The organism is Neolewinella persica DSM 23188 (genome assembly GCF_000373105.1).
Taxonomy (GTDB): domain Bacteria; phylum Bacteroidota; class Bacteroidia; order Chitinophagales; family Saprospiraceae; genus Neolewinella; species Neolewinella persica.
This window is the reverse complement of sequence record NZ_KB890425.1, coordinates 82,915-106,900: the sequence shown is the minus strand read 5'-3', so window position 1 is coordinate 106,900 and position 23,986 is coordinate 82,915. Positions and strand designations below refer to the sequence as shown.

The 23,986-nt window shown below is 52.5% G+C and carries 18 protein-coding genes and 1 pseudogene; 11 read left to right on the top strand and 8 right to left on the bottom strand.

Features of this window, described 5'->3' with window-relative positions:
* Positions 1–73: 73 nt before the first annotated feature.
* Positions 74–934 (bottom strand): LytTR family DNA-binding domain-containing protein, encoded by an 861-nt coding sequence (locus B036_RS0109500; RefSeq protein ID WP_020568473.1) that lies wholly within the window; start codon positions 932–934, stop codon positions 74–76.
* Between the two features lie 171 nt (positions 935–1,105).
* Between B036_RS0109500 and B036_RS0109495 the strand changes: the two genes are divergently transcribed.
* The 6 genes from B036_RS0109495 (at position 1,106) to B036_RS0109470 (ending at position 7,851) form a co-directional block, all read left to right on the top strand.
* Positions 1,106–1,900: a 3-keto-disaccharide hydrolase gene (locus tag B036_RS0109495; protein ID WP_020568472.1), complete on the top strand. Its 795-nt coding sequence runs from the start codon at positions 1,106–1,108 to the stop codon at positions 1,898–1,900.
* A 725-nt stretch (positions 1,901–2,625) separates the two neighbouring features.
* The gene (locus tag B036_RS28765; RefSeq protein ID WP_020568471.1) at positions 2,626–3,204 is read left to right on the top strand and encodes a GNAT family N-acetyltransferase; all 579 of its coding nucleotides are present in this window, start codon (positions 2,626–2,628) and stop codon (positions 3,202–3,204) included.
* A 587-nt stretch (positions 3,205–3,791) separates the two neighbouring features.
* Positions 3,792–4,988 carry an argininosuccinate synthase gene (locus B036_RS0109485; protein WP_020568470.1) on the top strand — a complete coding sequence of 399 codons (1,197 nt, stop codon included), beginning with the start codon at positions 3,792–3,794 and terminating at the stop codon, positions 4,986–4,988.
* A 196-nt stretch (positions 4,989–5,184) separates the two neighbouring features.
* Complete coding sequence (argC, locus tag B036_RS0109480; RefSeq protein ID WP_020568469.1) at positions 5,185–6,153, top strand: N-acetyl-gamma-glutamyl-phosphate reductase; 969 nt, start codon at positions 5,185–5,187, stop codon at positions 6,151–6,153.
* Positions 6,154–6,220: 67 nt separating this feature from the next.
* Positions 6,221–7,348: an aspartate aminotransferase family protein gene (locus B036_RS0109475; protein ID WP_020568468.1), complete on the top strand. Its 1,128-nt coding sequence runs from the start codon at positions 6,221–6,223 to the stop codon at positions 7,346–7,348.
* A gap of 212 nt (positions 7,349–7,560) precedes the next feature.
* Entirely contained in the window at positions 7,561–7,851 is a 291-nt protein-coding gene (locus B036_RS0109470) for an antibiotic biosynthesis monooxygenase family protein (RefSeq protein ID WP_020568467.1), read from the top strand.
* Here B036_RS0109470 and B036_RS0109465 read toward each other — a convergent pair.
* Together B036_RS0109465 and B036_RS0109460 are read right to left on the bottom strand one after the other, a co-directional pair.
* Positions 7,835–8,512, bottom strand: a complete 678-nt coding sequence (locus tag B036_RS0109465; protein ID WP_020568466.1) for a hypothetical protein — start codon at positions 8,510–8,512, stop codon at positions 7,835–7,837. The genes B036_RS0109470 and B036_RS0109465 overlap by 17 nt on opposite strands.
* A 123-nt stretch (positions 8,513–8,635) precedes the next feature.
* Complete coding sequence (locus B036_RS0109460; protein ID WP_020568465.1) at positions 8,636–9,166, bottom strand: hypothetical protein; 531 nt, start codon at positions 9,164–9,166, stop codon at positions 8,636–8,638.
* Positions 9,167–9,467: 301 nt separating this feature from the next.
* On the opposite strand from B036_RS0109460, the gene B036_RS0109455 reads away from it, so the two are divergent.
* Positions 9,468–10,331, top strand: coding sequence for a DUF58 domain-containing protein (locus B036_RS0109455; RefSeq protein ID WP_020568464.1), 864 nt, complete (start codon positions 9,468–9,470; stop codon positions 10,329–10,331).
* A gap of 65 nt (positions 10,332–10,396) precedes the next feature.
* Here B036_RS0109455 and B036_RS0109450 read toward each other — a convergent pair whose 3' ends face one another.
* The 3 genes from B036_RS0109450 to B036_RS28760 form a co-directional block, all read right to left on the bottom strand.
* Positions 10,397–10,981: a hypothetical protein gene (locus B036_RS0109450; protein WP_020568463.1), complete on the bottom strand. Its 585-nt coding sequence runs from the start codon at positions 10,979–10,981 to the stop codon at positions 10,397–10,399.
* 135 nt (positions 10,982–11,116) lie between these two features.
* The gene (locus B036_RS0109445; RefSeq protein WP_020568462.1) at positions 11,117–11,983 is read right to left on the bottom strand and encodes a hydroxypyruvate isomerase family protein; all 867 of its coding nucleotides are present in this window, start codon (positions 11,981–11,983) and stop codon (positions 11,117–11,119) included.
* Between the two features lie 185 nt (positions 11,984–12,168).
* Positions 12,169–14,679 carry a transglycosylase domain-containing protein gene (locus B036_RS28760; RefSeq protein WP_020568461.1) on the bottom strand — a complete coding sequence of 837 codons (2,511 nt, stop codon included), beginning with the start codon at positions 14,677–14,679 and terminating at the stop codon, positions 12,169–12,171.
* A 72-nt stretch (positions 14,680–14,751) separates the two neighbouring features.
* Between B036_RS28760 and B036_RS0109435 the strand changes: the two genes are divergently transcribed.
* The 3 genes from B036_RS0109435 (at position 14,752) to B036_RS0109425 (ending at position 20,299) form a co-directional block, all read left to right on the top strand.
* Positions 14,752–16,092 (top strand): aminopeptidase P family protein, encoded by a 1,341-nt coding sequence (locus tag B036_RS0109435; protein ID WP_020568460.1) that lies wholly within the window; start codon positions 14,752–14,754, stop codon positions 16,090–16,092.
* A gap of 101 nt (positions 16,093–16,193) precedes the next feature.
* Entirely contained in the window at positions 16,194–16,763 is a 570-nt protein-coding gene (locus B036_RS0109430) for a pseudouridine synthase (RefSeq protein ID WP_020568459.1), read from the top strand.
* A gap of 443 nt (positions 16,764–17,206) precedes the next feature.
* Entirely contained in the window at positions 17,207–20,299 is a 3,093-nt protein-coding gene (locus B036_RS0109425) for a glycosyltransferase family 117 protein (RefSeq protein ID WP_169435044.1), read from the top strand.
* Positions 20,300–20,567: 268 nt separating this feature from the next.
* On the opposite strand, the gene B036_RS28755 is transcribed toward B036_RS0109425, so the two are convergent.
* Positions 20,568–22,823 (bottom strand): hypothetical protein, encoded by a 2,256-nt coding sequence (locus B036_RS28755; protein WP_020568457.1) that lies wholly within the window; start codon positions 22,821–22,823, stop codon positions 20,568–20,570.
* A gap of 63 nt (positions 22,824–22,886) precedes the next feature.
* On the opposite strand from B036_RS28755, the pseudogene B036_RS32890 reads away from it, so the two are divergent.
* Positions 22,887–23,066 (top strand): annotated as a pseudogene (locus tag B036_RS32890) (hypothetical protein); the annotation flags it as partial.
* A gap of 4 nt (positions 23,067–23,070) precedes the next feature.
* On the opposite strand, the gene B036_RS31870 reads toward B036_RS32890, so the two are convergent.
* Positions 23,071–23,478, bottom strand: a complete 408-nt coding sequence (locus tag B036_RS31870) for a Uma2 family endonuclease (protein ID WP_264758371.1) — start codon at positions 23,476–23,478, stop codon at positions 23,071–23,073.
* Positions 23,479–23,986: the final 508 nt, after the last annotated feature.

Below are 23,986 nucleotides of genomic sequence, written 5' to 3'. Positions count from 1 at the left end.
TCAAAAACACCACCGCAAATTCTGAAACGGGCACATTTGATGCTCAAACGGACATGGTCGTTGCTAAGCTATTCTACGACTGGCAAACTTCTTCTTTAAATTTTCCTTCGAGCCACCGCAAAAATTGGCCGGACTTTGCTTTGGAGACAAATACTGGCTCAGAAGTAGCAGGACACAGATGGACCTCCAGTCTTCGAGTATTAGTTCTTTCACATCCTATGATACCATTCCGGTGGGCAATGACTTGCCGATTGATGAAGAAAAACTGTTTTGGGTCCAGATCGTCTTCGAGATCCTTTAGCGTGGAGAGATACATGTATCGACGACCGTCATGTGCCATCAGGAACGTTAATTTGCTCTCTACCTGAAAATAGGCCACCTCTTTTACCGAAATATTTTTCGATCTGTTTCCTCTGTGTACAATGAAGTTTGTCCGAAATTTAGTGCTGATATCCGAAAGAGTATTACCCGACAGGTTAAAGCGCGCCAGTTGATACTTCTCCCGATAGTTAAGCATGCCATATACCAGATTAACCAGCACGCAGAATAGTAAGACCAATGGGAGCTCCAGGTAAATGATCGAAGTTTCGGAAAACGGGATATCAAGCAGTAGAATAACATACAGCGATTCGAAGATAATAATTGTACCAACGGGTATCAGCAGAACTTTGCTTATATAACCCAACAGAAAGGAAATACTGCCCTTTTCCCGATTGGCTGAAAGTGAATGTGTCTTATACCACCAATGATAATATGCTCCTACGCCAAAACTCAGGGCCAAGGCCAAAAGTAAATCACTGTAGTAACTTGGGATGGTAAGCAAATGAGTCAAACTGTTCTCATTCCCTATGTGAACCACGGCAATTGCCGTAAGGGGATAAAAATAGCGGAACAACCAACGTTCATTGTGGAAAGAATCGATTAAAACAAACATTTCCTGGTACTATTCTATTTTAGTTTAGCCTTTTTCAGACAAAGATGATTAATACTAAGGTCTGTGAAAAAGGGTTCCTGGTTGCATTTTCACTTCGGTGACCTGTGCGAGAATTAAAGCAAGTACCTATCTTTCCGACAATTACCGTAGGTACCCATGAATTAAACTGTTATGCAAAGACTTCTCCTTTTGGCTCTGGCGCTTTGCGCCATTGGCTGTTCTCCGTCCCCTGCTTCAGAAACGGCCACGGCACCTGCGGCCGCGCCTGCGGAAACGGAACCTGCCTGGATTACGCTATTTGACGGAACGTCCACTGAAGGGTGGCGGGGCTATAATGGCAAGACCTTGCCTCCGGGCTGGGTGATAAAAGATAAAGTCCTCACCTTCGACGATGGCGTGAAGACCTCCGATGTCGAATACGAAGGTGGCAAGGACATCATTTACGCCGCCGAGGAGTTCGACAACTTTGAGCTTGAACTGGAATGGAAAATTCCGCCCGGTGGCAACAGTGGGATCTTCTACCACTTGAAAGAAGGCTACGGCAGCCCGCCGGAAGTATCCCCCGAATACCAACTGATCGACGACGAAGGCTACACGAAGTACCACGACATCACGGATTATAATAAGAGCCTCGGCTACACCGAGAACCCTAACGAAATAAAGCCGCTGCAATCCACCGCCGCCGACTACGCTATGTACGCGCCGGACACTGATAAAAAGGTGCTGCACCCCGCTGGCAAGTGGAATAAGACGAAGATCGTTTTTACCCCCGAGCGGGTGGAGCACTGGCTGAATGGACAGATGGTTGTTTCTTTTGTGCCGTGGTCGGAAGACTGGACGGCCAAGAAGAACAGCGGTAAATGGGGTCTGGCTCCCGACTATGGCAAATTTAAATCTGGCTATATTGGATTACAGGACCATGATAGTTCTTTGTGGTTCCGGAATATTCGGGTTAGGAAGCTTTAGGGTGGGCCTGATGGCTATTACCTTCGAATAATAGCGTGTGGGTTATTGAGTTGGGACTTTAAGGAGCGTTTGTTTGCTAGTAGATGGAACCTGACGATCGTACTTTGCAGGGCGTCAGGGAGCATCTGTAGTCGTAAGGTTCCTTCCGAGGTGCCGTCCGTTCGCCAGAGTTCTGCTCCAAGGGCGGTTTCATCACTGAAGGGCGGCTTTAATCCAGACCCTCCGTATTCCGGCGCATAGTCTGCTACGAAATAGGTGTACTGATGGTTTATTTGAGAAATATTCCATTAAGTAGAGTGCTACAATTTGTACCCAAGTGCCTATTGAGTCCACTGATCTAAATACAAGGAGACCCATCGATTGTTCCTTTTTCTGATTGGCCAACCACACTCACCCACCGGTCCTTTTTTAATACTACATAAGGTTTACACTGCTTTAACCGCGCTGCGGCCATTTAAAGCGGCGGCTTTTTTACGGCACCCAAGCCCCTTCCCCTGCACCTGCGACCGCGCCAAAAAAACACTCAGATTTGCACAAACCAACTTTTTGCACCTAACTTTGCCCCAATGAAAAGCGTATCGTACATCATTCGCCGAGATAGGCGAAGGGTCTTGAGGACCAAGTAAGCTTCCCGCCCGTGTGCCCGGAAGCGCTCGCAACTCTTTTTGTTGATCGGGCAGTAGCGATACCCTTCCTTTTCTCCTTTCCCCTTTTCCTCCTTTATTATGCAGATTAAGATTCACGTTGCCCAGCCCGGGCACGACGTATTTGCTCAAGCTATTTGTGATCTCATGGCCGAGTCGGCCAAAGCACGCGGTACCGGTATTGCCACCCGCAAGCCCGAATACGTAGCGGAGAAGATTCGCAGTGGCAAAGCCGTCCTTGCCCTGGTGAATGACGAACTCGCCGGCTTCAGCTACATCGAAACCTGGAGCCACGGCAGGTATGTAGCTAACTCCGGCCTCATCGTCAACCCAAAATTCAGGCGCCATGGGCTGGCCCGAAGGATCAAAAGCGCCATTTTCAACCTCTCTCAGGAGCTTTACCCAGATGCACTCATCTTTGGTATCACTACTAGCCTGCCAGTGATGAAGATCAACAGTGATCTGGGCTATAAACCAGTGACGTTCTCCGAACTGACCCAGGACGATGCCTTCTGGGCCGGCTGTAACTCCTGCCCCAACGTCGACATCCTCACCCGAAACAATCGCATGATGTGCCTCTGTACGGCCATGATGGCACCTAGCGCCAACAAGACCAAAAAAATGGCGGTAGACCTTAGCGATATGATCGTGGAGGGCTAAAGATCCCGGAGGGATCGAATCGCTTTAACCCCGGACGAAGTGAGATGCGTAGCATCGAGCGGAGTCCGGGGACATACACACTCCCCCCAGACAACGTGAGATGCCCAGCGTCCAGCATAGTCCGGAGACATACACACTCCCCCCAGACAACGTGAGATGCCCAGCATCCAGCATAGTCCGGAGACATACACACTCACCCAGACAACGTGAGATGCCCAGCATCCAGCATAGTCCGGAGACATACACACTCCCCCAGACAACGTGAGATGCCCAGCATCCAGCATAGTCCGGAGACATACACACTCCCCCAGACAACGTGAGATGCCCAGCATCCAGCTTAGTCCGGGGACATACACACTCCCCCCAGACAATGTGAGATGCCCAGCATCCAGCATAGTCCGGAGACATACACACTCCCCCCAGACAACGTGAGATGCCCAGCATCCAGCATAGTCCGGAGACATACACACTCCCCCAGACAACGTGAGATGCCCAGCATCCAGCATAGTCCGGAGACATACACACTCCCCCAGACAACGTGAGATGCCCAGCATCCAGCATAGTCCGGGGACATACCCCCCCAGAAAATGAAAAAAATAGTTCTAGCCTACTCCGGCGGCCTCGATACCAGCTACTGCATCAAGTACCTGACGGAAGAAAAAGGGTACGAAATCCATGCGCTGACGGTAGATACCGGCGGCTTCTCTGACGAGGAAATCGTGGAAATGGAAGCCCGCGCCCTGAAACTCGGTGCCACCAGCTACAAGCGCGTCGACGTTACGGAAGCTTACTACCAGGAATGCATTCGCTACCTCGTTTACGGCAACTGCCTGCGCTACCAGACTTACCCCATGAGTGTGAGTGCAGAACGGATGTTTCAGGCCATGAGCACGGCCCGCTATGCCGTGGAGATCGATGCTGACGGCGTTGCGCACGGCTCCACCGGAGCCGGAAACGACCAGGTTCGTTTTGACCTCGCCTTCGAGCTGAGTGGCAAAGAACTGGAGATCATTACCCCCATCCGGGATATGCAACTGAGTCGGCAGGAAGAGGTCGATTACCTCGCCAAGCACGGTCTGTACTGGCCGGAGAAAAAAGGTACTTACAGTATCAATGCCGGCCTGTGGGGCACCTCCGTAGGCGGCGCGGAAACGCTGACGAGCAATAAGTCTTTGCCCGAAGACGCCTGGCCCGTGCCCATGACCGAAACGACGGCCCGCAACATCGACCTTAACTTCAAAGAAGGCCAATTCGTTGGTTTTGATGACCAGATTTTCGACTCTCCCGTCGCCGCCATCAAAGCCCTGGAAGTCCTTGCAGCCCCCTTCGGCGTTGGTCGGGACATCCACGTGGGTGACACCATTATCGGCATTAAAGGCCGGGTCGGCTTTGCCGCTGCGGCAGCTGTTTTAATTTTGAAAAGCCATCACTTACTGGAAAAGCACACCCTCGCCAAATGGCAGCTCTTCTGGAAGGAACAACTGAGCAACTGGTACGGTATGATGCTCCATGAGGGGCAGTTCCTCGACCCGGTAATGCGGGATGTGGAGGCGTTCATGGAAAGCTCTCAGTGCACCGTCAACGGCACCGTTCACGTCACACTGCACCCACATCGGTTCGAGTTGAATGGCATCACCTCTCCCAACGACTTACTCGGCGCCGGATTCGGAGCTTACGGCGAAATGAATAAAGGCTGGAGCGGAGAAGACGTGAAGGGCTTTACAAAGATATTGAGTGTGCCGGGCCGCATCCGCAATAAAGTGAATGAGGGAATGAAGGAGTGAGAGAATGGCTGCCGCACGGCTTTGCTCGCTTCGCTCGTATGGCTATTCACTCATTCTCTCCCCACGAGCGGAGCGAGCAGTTCCATGCGGTAGCTATTCGCTCATTCCCCCTCCGTTCTCTCACACGAGCGTAGCGAGCTGCCCCTTGCGGTAGCCATTCTATTATTCACTTATCCTCTCATTCACTTATTCTGCAATGAAACATAAAATAGGCATCATCGGCGGCGGCGGCTACACCGCCGGAGAGTTACTCCGCATCCTCGTTCATCATCCGAACGTGGAGGTGGCTTACGTCCAGAGCGAGAGCCAGCAAGGAAAGGCCATCCATGAGGTACATACCGACTTAGTAGGGGAGACTGATTTACGCTTTTCGGGCGCGGACGCTGGTGCATTGGAAGGTTTAAAAGCAGTGTTCCTATGCATGGGCCACGGGCGATCCCGTGGCTGGGTGGAGGCCAATCCACTACCGGAAAGTACCGTGATCATCGACCTGAGCACCGATTACCGGATGGACAAAAACTGGGTCTACGGCCTGCCGGAGATCAACCGGGAAGCCACCCGGGGAGCCTCCCGCATTGCTAACCCAGGATGCTTCGCTACTGCCATCCAATTGGGGTTACTACCGCTCGTTAAGGCAGGTTTAGCGGAGGGCGAAGTCCACATAAACGGCATGACCGGCTCCACCGGAGCTGGCCAAAGCCCGATGCCGACAACGCATTTCAGCTGGCGAAATGCCAATGTTTCGGTCTACAAGGCCTTCAGCCACCAGCACCTGAACGAAATCGGCCGCAACGCCAAATTATTAGGAAGACAGGCCACCGATGGACTAAACTTCCTTCCCCTACGTGGCCCTTTCGCCCGTGGCATCTTCGTTACCACCTACGTTACGACCGACAAAACGGAGGCAGAGCTAAAGCAGCTCTTCTCCGATTTTTACGCCGACGCTGCCTTCACCCACACCACAAACCAAAACCCGGACCTCAAGCAAGTCGTCAACACCAATAAGGGTCTCGTCTTCGTGGAGAAACACGGCAACAAAGCCCTGGTCATCTCCATGATCGACAACTTGCTGAAAGGGGCAAGCGGACAGGCAGTACAGAATATGAACTTAGCTTTAGGCCTGCAGGAAACTGCAGGGCTGAACCTTAAAGCGGGGGTGTTTTAGTTCACCGGCCATACAGCCATCGACAACTGGACAACCCGAAAACTCGACAACCTGACAACTCGACAAAATGAACCTATTCAACGTCTACTCCCTCTACGACATCGAACCCGTCCGTGGTAATGGCGCCTACGTTTACGATGAGAACAATCGGGCAATTCTCGACTTCTACGGCGGCCACGCTGTCATTTCCATCGGGCATTCGCATCCCCATTACGTAAAAACGATTCAGGACCAGATTGCGAAGTTGGGCTTTTACAGTAACAGCGTAAAAAACCCTTTGCAACTGGAGCTTGCCGCGAAACTCGGGGAGTTGTCCGGACTCGACAACTACGAACTGTTTCTAGTCAGCAGTGGTGCGGAGGCCAATGAAAACGCCCTGAAGCTGGCCAGTTTCCATACCGGCCGGAACCGGATACTTGCCTTCGACGGTGCCTTTCACGGCCGTACCTCCGCCGCCGTAAACGTTACTGACAACGAAAGCATCAAGGCCCCCATCAATAGAAATTTTCCCGTAACCTTTCTCCCGCTAAACGATTTGGCTGCGGCAGAGGCAGAGCTGGCTAAGGGCGACGTTGCGGCCATCATCATCGAAGGCGTCCAGGGTGTTCATGGCATCTACGTCCCGGAACCTGACTTCCTGGAGGCTTTGCCCGATCTCTGCCACGCCCACGGCGCGGTCCTGATCCTGGATGAGGTACAATCCGGCTACGGCCGGACGGGCAAATTCTTTGCCTTTCAACATTCCAACGTTCAGCCCGACATCATCTCGATGGCCAAGGGCATGGGCAATGGTTTCCCCATCGGCGGTGTGCTGATTCACCCTTCCTTCGAGGCTAAATCCGGGATGCTGGGTACGACTTTTGGCGGCAGCCACCTGGCCTGCGCCGCAGGAATTGCCGTCCTCGACGTCATTAAGGAGGAAGACCTGCTCAACAACGCGACGAAGATGGGGACATACCTGATGGAGCAAATGGCGGCTACCGGCCTGTTCACCGAAATTCGGGGCTACGGCCTGATGATCGGACTGCAAATGACGGAACCGATCGGTCCATTGCGTAAAAAACTACTGTTTGAGCAAGGGGTATTCACTGGTTCAAGCAAGGATCCGAATACGATCAGGTTATTGCCGCCGCTTAACGTTACTCGGGCGCAATGTGATGTTTTGATTGGGGCGTTTCGGGAGGCTTTGGGGTAGGTTTTGTCACTCAGGTATGAAGGGAGGAGCTAACCATTAAGGACATTTAGGCATTAAGGGCTGCTTCGCAGCTTTGTTCCCACAGAGGTAAGTGCAGAGGAAGACACGGAGGTAGCACAGAGGTGCCGGGCGTTGGAGCTTGTCAGAGCTTTCTACCACAGCACCGACTTTATTCGGAACAATATGTTTTCCCTACTAAAAGGCAACCCACCATGATCCTAGAGCACGTCCACATCACTATTGCTCCCAATCGGATAGCTGAATACCTGAAAGCTTTCGGGCAGGCGCGGCCGCTGGTGCAGGTTCAGCCAGGTTGCCATTCGTGCCGGTTACTGCCAGCGCTTGGTGAGCCCGGTAGCTTTCTCCTACTCATTGAGTGGGAAAGCAAGGAAGACCATACCGAGGGGTTCCGAAAAAGCAGGGAGTATCAGGAATGGAGCAGGTTACTTCATCCTTTCTACGAGGTGTTTCCGGAGGTGAATTATTTTACGATTCCAGCTTAAACTTCACCGGTACCCGTACTTCCACTTCGCCGGCGGAGCCATCATGCCAGCGGTGACCGTCGAGGTCCATACTGCGCAGTACATCAAGGACAGCAATGCCTGCGGCATTGGAGCTGCCCTTCACGTGGTGAACCAACATGTTTTTGCCAATGCGTCCTTCCTTATCTACGTCGAAACTGACTACGAAAGAGCCGTTGAAGCACTTGTTATCGCGGGCCCAGACCTCTTCGGTAAAGGATTCTGCCATAGCGACTTCGAGGCCGCTGCGAAACATCTCGGAAGTAGACAAGTAGCTTTCACCGGAGAACATATCGGCCTGAAAGTCCGTACCGGAAACGCTTTCATCGATTTCTACCTTGAAACAAGGGGTCTCGCTGCCGTAGTAAAAGTCGTCACGACCAGCATCCCGAAAATTGGTGGCATCGGCGCGCAGACGGGCTCGTTCTTTGAAGGCAGGGTGCTGCAGTTCGGGGTGAACTCCCGACATGTCAAAGTCTGCTCGAGGTCGTTCTCCCGGCACCTGACTTACGTCCCAGGTATAAGTCACCTTCGTTTTTGCCGAGGGGATACTAGCGTCGTAGAATAAAGTCACTGCTACAGCGGCGATGGCAAAGAAGATACCTACGCGGGCATAGTCGGAAGAAAGTCCAAAGTATTTCATGGGGAAAAGAGGTTAAAGATGGGTAATTGGTTGGGACAACTCAGTAGGCATTTAAGTAACGTGCTTGAATCCACTTTTGGTTTCAGCATACCCTGAGGACCAGTATTTTAACATTAGAGCAGCCTATCCGATCCGAAAGCGGACGGGAATGCGCACTTCACCCGCACCGCGGGTGCCGTCGTGCCATCGGTGTCCCTGGTTGTCCAGGTCGTACATCATATTGTAAACTCCATGCATTACCGACTTGCCACCTTGCCGGAGATGATGTACGATGATGGTATGCCCGAGGCTTCCATCGGCATCGACGTTGAAGCTAACGACAAAAGAGCCTTCGAAGCATTGACCGTTCCAGGCAGTACGCGTAAATTCATCAATCAGGAGGGTTTCCAGTTCGGCGAGGAAGCCGTCGGTACCGTCCATTATGGCGTCCCCGAACACGGCTTCCCGCTTATCTTCGAAGCCATCTACCGTTGGGTCAATCGTTACGGTATAGCAGGGTATTTTAGCTTCAGCACGCTCGGTTTTGTCATCCGCCCCGGCATCCGGGCTAAAATCAACCATAAGGTAATTCGTGAAAAGCTGAAAGCTGAGCAATAGCACAGCGCAGGTAATACCTAGCTTGGCGTAAATGGAGTTGGTTCCGGTATTTTTCATCGGGTAAAGTCTTTGGGTCAGGTAAAACAAGCGTGCCGGCTCAAAACAATGGGACTTGCAAGCAGCCACCTATACAATGCGATAATGAAACAGTTTGGTTTGCCAAAGAGGCTGTTCTTTAGGACTTTAACGTTTTTTGCAGCCCTGCCTCCTGAAACTGTTCATGCACCTGCGGCCGCGCCTTATTAGTCAGAGAGTCAAACAGTCATAGAGTCAAGCATTACGGAGTACTCCAACGAGCGGCAGCACTATTTGACTCCCAGGCTCCCTGACTATTTGACTACATGACTATCTTAGCCCCATGGAAACCACCGAACTCCTCAAACGCGTCCGCCGCATCGAAATTAAGACCAAAGGGTTGAGCCGTCAGATTTTCAGCGGCGAATACCAAAGTGCCTTCAAAGGCCGGGGGATGTCGTTCAGCGAAGTTCGGAGTTACCAGTATGGTGACGACGTAAGGAACATCGACTGGAACGTGACCGCCCGCTCTAACGAGCCCTACGTCAAGGTTTTCGAAGAAGAACGCGAATTGACCGTGATGCTGCTGGTTGACATCAGTAAATCCAGCTTTTTCGGCACCACTAAGCAGCTAAAGAACGAGCTGATTACCGAGATTTGCGCCGTACTCGCCTTCTCGGCGACCAATAATAATGACAAAGTGGGCCTGCTGCTCTTCAGCGACAAGGTGGAGAAATTCCTCCCGCCAAAGAAAGGCCGGGGCCACATCCTGCGCATCATCCGTGAATTGCTCGACACCCGCCCTACTGGCTCGGGAACCGACATCGGAATGGCCCTCACTTATTTTTCTAACATGGTGAAGAAGCGCAGCATTTGCTTCTTACTCTCCGACTTCCTGGCCGACGGTTACGAAAAGCCCCTCCGCCTCGCCGCTCGCCGGCATGACCTCATCGGGATGCACCTCTACGACCCCCGTGAACGTGAACTTCCAGCCGTAGGCCTCATCCATGCCCGCGATGCCGAAACCGGTAAAATGGAATGGGTAGACACCGACAGCCGCAGGGTGCGCAAGCACTACACCGACTGGTACGAGAAAAACCTGGAGTATTATAAATCTTCTTTCCAGAAATCCGGCGCCGATAGTATGAGTGTAGAGACTACGGAGGATTATGCTAAGGCGTTGTTGAAATTCTTTAAAGCCAGGTAGTTAGTCTAGTAGTTCATAGCTCAATAGTCCCACCAGCTATGAACTACTGGACTATTAACTACCGACTAAAGACTGGGATTCCCCACCTGCATCAGCCGTTCCCGCAGCTTCTTCCATACTCTTGGAAAGAAGAAGGCCCGCAGTAATCGGATTTCCTTACCTTCTGTGGTGCGGATATTGATACCGCCTTCTGTTTCTTCTACGTTGGCCACATTAAATAACGGTACGTAAGTCGGCGACCTAAAGCCGGTCTTTGCCTCTAAGGCTACGCTGTCAATCTTGATACGAAAGAGGTTCCTCACCAACATAAATAAGAAAACCGGCAGCAGCAGCAAAGTAGACGGCTCCAACGCCTGCCCCGTTACGGCTGCGTAGATGCCCAATACCGGAAGGGATATGACGGTAAGCCCCGTCAGGAAAAACGTGGCGTTTCGCATTGGAAATAAGTGACCTTTCTGGTAGTCCGTCACCAGTATCCAAATTTCCATGGCGGCCATAAGCAGTACGGCAAAGGAAATTGCAGACATCAGCCCCATCCAGAAGCTACTTACCCTGCCGTCTTGAAATTGGTAAAAAAAGCCAACCAGGATGACCATCAGAATGGAACCACCCCAGCCGATGAGTTGGTAGGGAGGGGTTTTTTTGAACATTAGAGGAGAGTTTAATAAGTAGTGCTACCGCTGTTAATTGCTCGCTGTGCTCGTTGACACAGCCTTAAGTAGTCCTTGAATATTTAAAGACGAGCGCGGCAAGCATCCTCGTACGGTAGCGCTACCTACTACCCACTAAACATTACATATGTTGATCCCTTCGGCCAAGGCCTTGATCTTATCGTCGTAAGTAGGGATGAATTCCTGAGCCACGAATCCGGTAAAGCCCGTTTCGTGGATGGCTCTGATGATGGCCGGGTAATTCAGTTCCTGGCTGTCGTTGATCTCGTTGCGGCCGGGAACACCCCCGGTGTGGTAATGCCCAATGTACTCGTGGTATTTCTTAATGGTATCAATAACGTCACCTTCCATGATCTGCATGTGGTAGATGTCGTACAGTAATTGGAAGTTCGATGAACCGATCATTTCGGCCAGTGCGACACCCCACTCGGTGCGGTCACACATGTAGTCCGGATGATTAACCTTACTGTTGAGGAGTTCCATTTGCAGCGTGACGCCAGCTTCTTCAGCCAGCTTCACCATGGGCCTAAGGCCTTTGGCGCAGTTCATCATACCGTCTAAATCGGAAATCCGCCGGCGGTTGCCGCTCATCACGATCATGTTCTTTATTCCATGGTCGGCCGCGTCTTTGATGGCCGTGGTGTAAATCTCCCGCAGGTTGTCCCAGTTCTTTGGTTCGTTCCAGCCATTTTCGATGCTGAAGCCGTCCAGGGTGCCCATGGCACAGGTCATGTTGTATTTTTTCAGCGTCGGCCAGTCTTTTACCGTAAGCAGTTCGATGCTCTTCAGGCCAATGTCTTGTCCGCGTTCACACAGCTCCTCCAGTGGTACATCATTGTAGCACCATTTGCAGGTACTATGGTTGGTTTTGTAGGCACCTCCAGCGAGTTTGTCGGCGGCTTCGGTAGCGCCAATGGCTCCGGCGATGGAGGCGGCTCCCAATGTTAGAGCAGCAGATTTAATGGCTTTGCGACGCGTCATGATCAGAATAGGTTGGTTGACTGGCCAATATAAGGCAAGATGATGAGGGCGGGGCCGCAGGTGCGAAAAAAGTTAAAAGAGCAGGGTGGCCAAAGATGGAGCCTTAAAGCCTGACGAATTGTCCTAGCTCTAAAACTCAGTTAACCACCCGCAGCGGATATTTCTACTAGCCCGACTTCAGCCCATTACCCGTCATCCTTCCCAAACAAGGTTTTAGCCCAAAACTCCTTCCGCTTATCCCTACGTTCATCTTTCCGCAGTTCCCTTTCCAGCAAATCTGCGATGCGCTCGGCGTATTGCGTCGGACTCTCCCTGCTTCGCCGCCGTTTTTGGGCCATCATTTGCTCCACTTCGGCGGCGGGAAAGCGTTGCAGGCGGGTAGCGATATCGTCTATCGGCATAAACTCGTCGGGATCCTGATAAATGGGTAATTCGTCAAGGTAATCGGGGCACTCCAGCAAGGCGACGGTCATTTCGTCCAACGTAGGGAATCGTCCGCCCTTATACCTGCTGCTCACGCCGGCTTCCCGTTGTACTTTCCGCATAAAGGTTCCCCAAATCGGGAGCGCCGTGGTAGTAGCGGATCCCCTGCGCAGGGTTCGGAAGTGTACGGCCGGGTATTCTGCCCCCACCCAGGTACTGACCACCAGTTTTGGAGTGTAGCCGACGAACCAGCCGTCCGACTGGTCCTGCGTAGTCCCCGTTTTTCCAGCCAGGGCACCACTGATGCCGTAGGTACTGCGCAGCCTCGAGCCCGTTCCGCCATTGACAACGCCCGCCATGAGGAAAGTAGCAATGTTGGCTACCGTATCACTCATCACCCGGATCGTTTTTTGGGGGCGCGCGAATTCTACGATTACCGTACCGTCGGCGGTGGTTATTTTATCCAGGAAGTGAATCCCTTCCGGCCGCCGGCCGCCATTGGCGAAGGCACTGTACACCGTATTCATCTCCGGCAGGTTCGCCTCCACCGTGCCTAAGGCTACGCTGGGGATCGCCTCCACCTTACCCGTAATGCCCATTTCATGGATCTCCTGAACCACCCGGGACAGCCCGGTGCGCACCGCCAGGTTTACTGCAACGGTGTTGACAGATTTAGACAAACCTCCACGCATGGAGTAAGCACCTTCGTAGTTGCCGTTTGGGTTTCTTGGGTTGTAATCCTTAAAATCCTCAATAGTGAACTGCTGAGCGGGCGTGTATTCGCAAGGGAACATCCCCTCTTGCAGTGCCGCAGCATAAATGACTGGCTTAATTGTAGAGCCCACCTGCCTGCGGGCCGTAACGTGATCGTACTGTACGAAGCGATAGTCCACACCACCAACCCAGGCCCGCACCACACCGTTGGCGGGTTCTGTCGCCAGCAACCCGGCGTTGAGTAGCGTGAAGTAATGACGGAGGCTGTCGATCGGCCGCATCAGGGTGTCTTTCGCCTCGGTTGTTTTCCAATCGTAAATGGTCATAAGGCGCGGTTTACGCATTACCTCCATGATCTCATCTTCGGATTTTCCGGCAGCTTCCATGCTTTGGTAGCGGGGACTGCGCTGCACCGTTTTCAGGAAGGCATCTTCCCAGGGCGCACGCTTGGCACTTTTCCAGTCTATTGCCAGGTTTTCCTGAATCCGGGGCAGTTGCTCCAGCACGGCCTCTTCGGCCAACCGCTGCAGAACGGAGTTAATGCTAACGTGGATTTTGAGCCCGTCCCTATCAATATCATACGGCCGGGTATCTGCCCACATTTTTCCCGCCAGCGCCTTTTCTGCTTCCGCCCGCAGTAACCGGCGGAAATGCTCGGCACCACCCACCTGGTCGTTGGTGCGTTGATAGTCGATCACGAGTGGCAATGCACTTAAGCTGTCCACGGCTAACTGCTCCAGGCTTTCGTTGCGAGCCATCAATGCCAGCACCAGGTCTCTTCGTTCGCGGCTTCGCTCAGGGTGCGTACGGGGATTATAGCTGGTATTGGCCTTTAGAAGTCCGACCAGTACAGCGGCCTCCTCTGCCTTCAGATCTGCGGCAGCTTTACTAAAAAACCGGCCGGCCGCAACTTCAATACCGTAGGCGTTTTCCCCAAATGGCACGGTATTTAGGTACAATGCCAGCAATTCCTGCTTATCGTATACCTCCTCCAGTCGACTGGCGATAATCATCTCCCGAAGCTTAAGTTTGATCATTCCGAAACTTCCGAATCGCTTACGTGGGTACAACTGTTTGGCCAGCTGCTGGCTGATGGTACTACCACCACCGCCACTACGATCCCCAAGCAAAACTGACCGCCAGGCAACCCGGGCCAGAGCACGCAAATCAATACCCTGGTGCTCGAAAAAACGGCTGTCTTCCGTAGCAATCAGCGCGTTGATGACGTAAGGAGATATACGCTCCAATGGTACGCTGATGCGATTCTCCCGGTAGTATTTCCCCAGTATTTCCCCGTCTTCACTAACGACCGAAGACGCTTCTGAATTCTCGATCAGGGCAAGTTCATCTTTCTCGGGCAGGTGGCCGTAGTTGCCACCAAGCGTACGGACAAAGAGAAACAGGAACAGGCAAACCAGCAGCAGCGCAGGCACGGCAACGGCCACAAATAACAGTTTCAGCGGGGGCTGACTGCGCAAATAAGCCCAGCCGGTCTGGCCGAGGTGTATCGACTGAGATTTGAGCCGGTAAAAAAGGTTGTAAAAGAAGTGCTTGTCCATGGGAAAAGTGAGGCTTGCTAAGTCTAAACGCTTTTACCTTGGTTTTGTGTTGCACTATATTATCTTGTCGGCATGTTCTCAGCCTCTACCTATATCAACCGCCGCCAGCAACTGGCCTCTTCTGTCGCTTCAGGTCTCATTTTTCTCCCCGGTAACCGGGAGGCTCCAATGAATTACACCGACAATACTTACCCTTTTCGGCAAGACAGTAATTTCCGCTATTTCGCCGGACACAACCTACCCGATTTAGCCCTGACCATCGATGCGGCCAGTGGAGCCAGCCGGTTATGGGGCAACGATATCAGCCTCGACCACGTCGTGTGGATGGGGGAACAGCCGAGCGTGGCCGAGTTGGCCAAAGCCATTGGAGCTGAACGAGGTGGTAACCTCGCTGAGCTTTCTGATTTATTGAAAAAACAGGCGAAGGAGGTACTCTTCTTGCCGCCATACCGGGCAGAACGGAAGACTTTTCTGAAAGAGCATTTAGCTTCGCAGCTTCCTTCGGAGTTGGGCGTGGGCGCAGGTGCAAGCGAAGAATTAGTAAGAGCCGTGATTGCCCTTCGGTCCATAAAATCCTCCGAAGAACTGGAACAAATGGACATTGCCGTCCGTACCAGCATGAAAATGCACGCCGCCGCAAAGGCGCATGCAGCGCCTGGCCAACTAGAAGCTGAGGTAGCAGGCCTGATTGAAGGTATCGCCATTTCCGGAAACGGCCGCCTCTCCTACCCAGCCATCGTTACCCGCAACGGTCATGTGCTACATAACCATTACCATGGTAATACCTTGCAAAAAGGGGACCTGCTGCTGATTGATGCCGGCGCGGAAGCGCCGAGTGGTTATGCCGGAGACATCACCCGCACCTTCTCCGTCGGTGCCCCCATGACCACAAAACAGCAGGACATTTACGACATCGTCCAAAAAGCACTGACCGATTGTACCGCTGCCCTCCGTCCGGGTGTCTCTTACCTGTCCATCCATCTAGACGCCGGCCGCATCATCACAGCTGGCCTCAAAAACCTAGGCCTGATGAAAGGGGACATAGACGAAGCGGTAGCTGCCGGAGCCCACGCATTATTCATGCCTCACGGCCTTGGCCACATGATCGGCCTTGATGTACACGACATGGAGGACCTCGGAGAGGACCTCGTCGGCTACGACGACAAGGTCAGGCGAAGCACCCAATTTGGCACCCGCTCCCTGCGGCTGGGCCGCGAGCTCCAAGCCGGTTTCGTGCTCACCGTCGAGCCGGGCATCTATTTCATCCCCGCCCTGATCGATCAGTGGAAGGCTGACGGAACCTGCGCTGATTTCATCAACTTCGATGCCCTCGATGCCTACCGCGACTTCGGTGGAATACGACTGGAGGATAATGTGGCGGTGACGGAGACGGGGTATCGGGTATTGGGTTAGGTTTCAGTGATCAGTTTTTAGCATTCAGGGGTCAGGCCTTGAAGCCTGAATAATAAACCCTGAAACCTATACACTGAACCCTGATTACTGACGACTAACAAATGCCACACTACCTCCTCAACAAACCCCATTCTCACCTCTCTCAGTTCGTCAATCAGCATACGACCCGGCGGAACAAGAAAATGCTGGGCTACCTGCACGATTTTGCACCGGGGACGATGTCGATAGGCCGGCTGGATGAAAATTCCGAAGGTTTGCTTTTACTGACGACGGACGGAAAAGTCAGTGCCGCCATCCTTGGAAGGAAAGTAGAGAAAGAGTACTACGTCCAGCTTGACGGTGTCATCACCGATGAAGCCATCGCTCAATTGAACGAAGGGGTAGAAATCGGCTTTGACGGTAAACGGTACACCACCTTACCGGGTAAAGTGATACGTTTAGACCCTGAACCGGAATTCTCCTGGCCGCCCAAACGGGTCCGGCATGCCGCACACGGCCCGACCAGCTGGGTCTCCGTTACCATCAGAGAGGGAAAATACCGACAGGTACGTAAAATGACCGCAGCCGTTGGATTCCCTGTCGTGCGGTTGATCCGGGTACGAATCGGACACGTTCATTTAGGGACATTGCTACCGGGGGAGGTGCTGGAAGTGGAAGATTTTGGTTTTTAGCAGCGTTTGCTGAATCAACGTTTCCTGCTCCTTCATCCTTTTTTTGCACCTGCGGCCCCGCCCAAAGAGAATGGAAAAGGAGTGAATGTTGCCGCGATTACCCTTCGCGGCGTTGCGTTTGTTCGCCGGGTGAACACGCGACCGCCAAAGGCAGCCACTAAAGGCACCGCAAAGAACGGCACATGCACAGCCATTCACTCACTCTACTATTCTCCAATTCGCTCACTCTCCCATTCATCATTATCACAGAAAAGTAGCGCCTGGAGGCGCTCTGCCCGGCCGATAAACCAACAAACTTTTCCTCCCTTAACCAACATTAACGCAACCTAACCTTCATGCGCGGGGAAAATGCTAGCTTTGCAGTGCTTTAAAAACCCCTCGTCCGAATTCAGGGCGAGGTCAATAATAATACAGCTATCTGCCCCATGGGAAAATTGAATCGCTTGCACCAAATAACCGGATGGACCGTCTTCGCCATCGCCGCCTTAGTGTATCTGCTGAGTGCAGAGCGTACCGGTAGTCTTTGGGACTGTGGTGAGTTTGTGCTCGGAGCCTACAAAATGCAGGTGGTCCACCCACCGGGAGCCCCTTTATTCCTCCTTATCGGCCGGATGTTTGCCTGGGTCGGTGAACTCTTTTCTTCCGACCCGGCAATGATCGCCTACGCGGTCAACATTTCTTCCGGGATTTGCACCGCCTTCTCCGCCGCTTTTGTGGCCTGGATGACGATCCGCCTCAGTAAGATGGCCCTCGTTGGCCGTGATGAAGCAGCTGAGCTTGAAGCTGGTCAGAACGTAGCAGTTGCGGCAAGTGGGCTGGTAGCAGGGCTGGGTACCGCCTTTTGTACCTCCGTTTGGTTCAGTGCTGTGGAGGGAGAGGTTTACGCCATGTCCTTGTTTTTTACCTGTCTTACGGCCTGGGCAATGATCCGTTGGTACGCCAAACCGGATGTCCCCGAAGCTGATCGCTGGTTGCTCTTCGCGCTGTTCTCCGCCGGTTTATCGATCGGGGTTCACCTGCTTTCAATCCTGACCATCCCGGCCATGGCCATACTGTACTACTACAAGAAGAACCCTGGGAAGACGAGCTTTATGGGTCTGGCCCTGTCGGTTTTGGCAGGAGTTGCCATCATCGTATTCATTCAGGCCTTTATCATTGTAGGCATCCCGACCATCTGGCAATTTTTCGAAATTCCAATGGTGAATAGCTTTGGTTTACCTGTCCACTCGGGCACCATCCCGACCGTCCTGCTACTTGGAGGAGCGATGTACCTGGGTCTGCGTTATGCCCACAAGAATCAAAGTGCGGCGTTGCAACAGTTGTTTGTAGGTTTCGGACTGTTAGTTATTGCTTTCAGTACCGTCGGCGTTGTGGTCATCCGTGCTGGTGCCAAAACTCCGGTGAACATGAACAACCCGGACAATGTGACCAGCCTGCTACCGTACCTGAACCGTGAGCAGTACGGCGAGCGTAGCCTTATCTATGGACAGACGTTCAACGCTCAGGTTATTGCTACCGAAACTGAGGACCGCTACGGCTTGGTCGATGGCAAATACGAAGAGGGCGTAACTACCAAGGTTACCCCCGAATACACGAAGAAAGACATGATGCTCTTCAGCCGCATGTATGACAACACCCAGGGCCGCGTAAACCTGTACAAACAGTGGCTCGGACTTGATCCAAGTAAAGCGCTTCCCCGGGGACGCCCGAATCAGGCTGACAATATGAGTTTCCTGTTCCGGTACCAAATAGGCTGGATGTACTGGCGTTATTTCATGTGGAATTTTAGTGGCCGACAGAACGGCGAACAAGGTTTTTACAGTTGGGACAGCAGCTCAGGCAACTGGATTTCTGGCATTAAATTCATTGATGAACTCCATCTCGGCATCGACCTTGATGAACTGCCCGAAGCCGCCAGAAATACGCCCTCCAGAAACACCTACTTCCTGCTTCCTTTCCTGTTTGGTCTGATCGGACTCTTCTGGCACGCCGGTCGTAGAAATAAAGAGTTTCTGGCCCTGCTCGGACTATTCGTGATCACCGGCATCGGGATCATCATCTACACTAACCAGCCGCCAAACGAGCCGCGTGAACGAGATTATGTACTGGTGGGCTCCTTTTTCACCTTCTGTATATGGATGGGTATGGCGGTCCCGGCAATCTATGAGCTGGCCAAGGATCTATTGAAACAGAAGGGGGTAGCTATTGCCGGTGGTATCGGTGCCGTGGTGTTCATTGCGCCATTGCTGATGGGCTTTCAGAATTGGGACGATCACTCCCGTGCAGAGCACACTGGTGCGCGAGACTATGCGTCTAACTTCCTGGAGTCAGTAGATCAAAACGCCATCATCTTCACCTATGGTGATAACGATACTTATCCACTCTGGTACGCCCAGGAAGTGGAGGGCATCCGACCCGATGTTCGGGTAGTTAACCTCAGTCTGATTGCCGTTGATTGGTACATCGACTTGCTGCGATACAAGATGAACGACTCCCCGCCGATCAACCTGACATTGAGCCAGGACCTCATTCGGGGAAGTAAGCGAAACCAAGTGCCCTATCTCAACCGCAATAATCCGGAAGGAGACCGTTCCAGGGACCAACCGATCAGTCTGAGCGACTTTATGGACATGGTTGCTACTCGTAACCCCGTTCCGCTACGTGGTGGAGCGAGCCTCGAGGCTCAGTACAGCAGCTCCAATGTAGGCATTCAGGTTGATCCACGCCGTTTGGCACAGGCACCATGGTTACAGCCTGAAGGAGAGATGCCGGTACAACGCATCCCCGTTCGCGTCAGCAACAGCCGTTTGCTGAAGGACGAGATTGCGATCCTCGACATCATCAATTCAAACCTCTACGATCGTCCGATCTACTGGGCAGTAACCTGCCAGCGAGATAAGCTGATGGGCCTCGACCAATACCTGGACCTGGAAGGCCTGGCGCTAAAGCTGACCGTAACCGCCAACCCTGGTGGAGATGGCAACCTTGGTCTGATCGGCCTCGGGGGTATTGATGAGCAGAAGACGGCAGACCTGATCCTGAACGAATGGGCGTACGGCAACTTCGATAAAGTCCAGACCCACATCAGTAGCAGCTACCAGCCGGCTATCCAGTCCATGCAGCTTGTTGCCATGCGGACCATGGAAGAACTGGTGCAGAAAGGAGACGTCGAGAAAGCATTGACCGTGGGCGACAAGTACTTCGAGTCGTTCCCCAACATGAACTTCCCGTTCTTCTACCAAACCTTGCTGATGCTCCAGCCGTACTTCCAGACCGGAAATGCAGAGCGAGCGCGTCCCATCATCATGCAGCTGGCACGTAACACCGCAGACCGTCTTGACTTCTATGATACTTTATCTGAAGAGGAAAAACAACGGAGTTACGCCGGCGAAGTAGCAAGGGCTAATGCTATCGTTCAATCGCTATTGCAGCAGGCTCGCCGACCGGGGAGTGAAGCAATGAAGGCTGAGATCGAGCAGATTCTGGGCAACCACCTTTATTTGCTACCGGAGCAAGGGCCGCAGAACCCTGGGTAGGTTTAGCAGTAATTCACATTCTGTTGTAAACAGTGGGTAGTTCCTTTGGGGCTACCCACTGTTTTTTTTGGCGATGGATGGACGATTGCGTTTCTCAATAAGTGTAGGTCTTGCCTCTAGAGATAAAGAGCTTCCTGTCAGCAAAGGCAGCATATCTATTGTCAATCAGAGTTTGCACTGCAGCAGAATATCGTGGTTTGTGAAATTACATGGCGCCGGGGGCCTGCAAACACTACCAACAGCAAGTCAACGGTACAATCCACCCGAATTACTTCAGCACCCCAAGTACTTCATCGATTATAAATTGCATTTCTCGTTCGTCGATGGCGCGGAGTACTTGCTGGCGTTCTCTGTCGGTCAGGTGCAAAGACACGGACGTTTGCAGGTCATCCGCTGGCGGCTCGTAGTTGAAGCGATAGAGATTGAACATGTCGGCACCAAGGATGTCGGAAAGCTGTCCGAGTAAAACCTCCTGATCCAGGATTTGAACGCCAAGGATATTACCCGCAACGCCGACGGGTCTGATCAGGTTATCAATCACCCCGGGCCGGGCATCGGGGTTCGTCTCCCGCTCATCCCGGAAAGCGCTGATCTGAACCAGGTGTACTCCGGAGGTATTTTCACCGATCCAATCTTTGAAGATGGTCAGGAACCTGGCTGCGGAAGCGATACCGTAATTGTCCCGGTATCCCGCGTCCATCAGCCTGATGGTTGGCCGGGTTGGCAGTTTAACCAACGGCAGTACGTAGGGGTAGGTCGCGTTCATCCGCAAGGCCGTGGTGAAGCGCAGGCTATCGGCCGACTGATCAGGTAGCAAGCGACGAAAATCGACCATATCCGGCCGTAAGGGCAGGTCTCCGCGCAGGGCTGCAGCAGGCGCCGTCATGTAACTCACTCCCTGAGGGGAAATGACCAGCCGCCGGCCATCCTCAACGATGCTGGGTGTAATAAGCAGTAATGGGATCTCCGCCCGATATTCCGGCTCACGGTATGCGGCCAGGGGCTTGTCGAGGCTGCCACCGGTGTTGTGGTTGAGCTCCTGTTCGAACCCATAGGCGCGGTCGCGGCGGTAGCTGCGGCTACCAATCTTCACCTTCGTGAAGGGCAGAAACAAGTCATTACTCACCAGGGAAAAACCGACCGGGTTCAGAAGATCCCGACTGATTCGGTCCAGCCGACTGATGCCGTTCTGCGCAAAATCTTTGTCGTTCAGGTAGGCTTCCCTCAGGTAAGCCAGGCCCAGTTCTCCGCCGCTGGCACCAGTCATCAGTGCCGTGTGGCCAAGCAATTTACCGTCGCTGCACGCTTCGATGGTTTGGGCAACGTGGGTTGCCCACAGGGCGGCCGTGAGGCCGCCTCCACTGGCACAGATGACAAAAAGCGGCGGTTTCTCTTCCGGTTGCCGGGCTTTCCAGTTTTCCAGTATCTCGGTTGTCATTTCGATGTCCCGGGCCAGGGTATCACTGTCGTATAAAGCTAATAAATCGCTTTCCCGATAGGGGGCTTCCTTCGAGTAATCCAAGCCGTAGGCCTGGTTACCATGCTGAAAAAAGGGCGTACTTGTAAACAGGTTAAACCCAACGGCCAACAGCACCAACAGGGTGAAGCGCCATTCCGAAAACCAGTAGCTAATGGCCCCGATGATGGCTACCACCAGACTAAGCATAACCAAAAAACTTGCTCCGGCCGGAATCTGAAAAAAGGGTTGATCAATCAACAGCCCTAAACCAGCCAATAAGAACATGGTAAAGAATTGCAGGAGGATCGCGTTTGTATGGTTTTGTCGAAAAATGCGTTGCAACATCGACGAATCGTAATGCGCTACAGACCGTACCAACCGGATTTTCAACCGTTCGTTGAAGTAATTAGTGACGTGGTAAGGGTTATCGTACAGACTCATCAACACCGGCGCTAATGGTTGCGCCCGGTAGGGGCGGTAGCCTGAGCTGGGCCGGCTTTGCCCCGGCCCCATATTTGGGGGTGATTCGCGAAACTTGGGCTGATAGTAACTGATGTCCCGGTTGGTAATATTGAAATACAGGGCGTAGAGAAAAAGGCTGACGACCAACCCAACGATCAGACCGCTCAGGCTTTCAATTGTTTCCCGCATCATCCAGCTCTCCTCTCCGGTTATTGGTCGGAGAAAACGAATCACCAGCCCACAGTAAAACAAGAAGACCCCTAGTGGCAGGAGTGCATTGTTGATGCAAAACTTAAAAAAGGGTCGGGAGAGACTAGCCAAAAAATTGAAATAGCCGCCAATGAGCAGGTAGGTACTCAGGTTCCAGCTCATGGTGAAATAGCCAAAGGCCAGGCCAAGGAAGAGGAATGGCCAGAAACCGTCAGTCTCCAGATAGCCCGGATCCAGAAACAGGTACTGTAAGCCCAACCTTGGCCCCAGCAAACCACTCATCATCAGTACCAGTAACAACCATACCAGGAGCAACAACGTATTACTCCGCAAGTGCAACAGGAGGAGTTGTACGGGGAACGAGTTTAGGATGCCTTTTAGAATAGCACGCATGATGGGTAAAGTTAGCGTATGGCGAGTAATTGATGCCGGGGCTGAAAAGCGGTAGTAGAAGATGATGGGATGTTGAATGATTTCAAGATCACCCGCAGCACCCCTCCTTTTGACGCGGAAGCGTTGCGGGTAGTAAAGATCATTGCCACCCAGACAGCACCATGGCATCCCGCAACTGTCGGGCGGGAACAGAAGCCGGTGCGTACCATCTATCATTTGCCCGTGAAATTTAAGTTGGAATAAGTGTCTACTCTTTTAACAGTAGGTCCGACACCAAAAAATCACCTAAATGTAGGCTTGTAAAAGTCTCACTCATTTTAAATATTTCCCGCTGTTCGTAATCTCCTTCGTCTGGACGTGGCTTAATAAAGCGCTCGACCTGCTTTTCAAAAACGTTGATGATCCAGTACTCTTCAATGCCAGCACCAGCGTAGGTAAATCTTTTGGGCCCACGATCATAGCTAATGGTGCTATCACTAACTTCTATCACGAGTAGCAAATCACTTGGATAGGGGTGGTGGTCGTAACTTTCCAGAGGGCCTTTGGCAACAAACAAATCTGGCTCCGGCTCGGTGTCGTCAATCAACGTTATTGGATCCTGCACACCAACAGTATAATCCTCTTCGGGAAATCTCGTGATGAATAAGCGATTAATTTTTCCACAACTTTCCCGTGAGCGATTCCAACCGGAGACGTAGGCACTAATTTTCCGAACAACAATTCGACCTTGTCATACTCGGTAAGTATGCCTGCTTCGATGGCTGCATGGTAACGCTCCAAAGTCCACCGAAAATCGGGGAGCTTAAGAATGATTTCCGCCTCGGTTAAAATCCTGGGCATGATAGTAAAGATAAGGACTCTCATGAATACACTCTTATCCGGAGCATCCGCAATTCTTACCCTCTGCTCTTTCAACCTTCCTTTGCACCTGCGGCCGCGCCTCATTAGTCAAGCAGTCAGAAAGTTACGTAGTCAATTAGTGGCTGCCTCAGTTGCCACTTACTTTGCTACGCTCGTTAGCCAGGGGAGTAATGGAGCGTCACGAATCATCACTATCTGACTGCTTGACTTTGTGACTATTTGACTCCGTGATTATTTGACTAAAAGACTATTTGACTATTTGGCTAACAACACGTACCTTTGCCGCGCTTTAGCGGATTCGC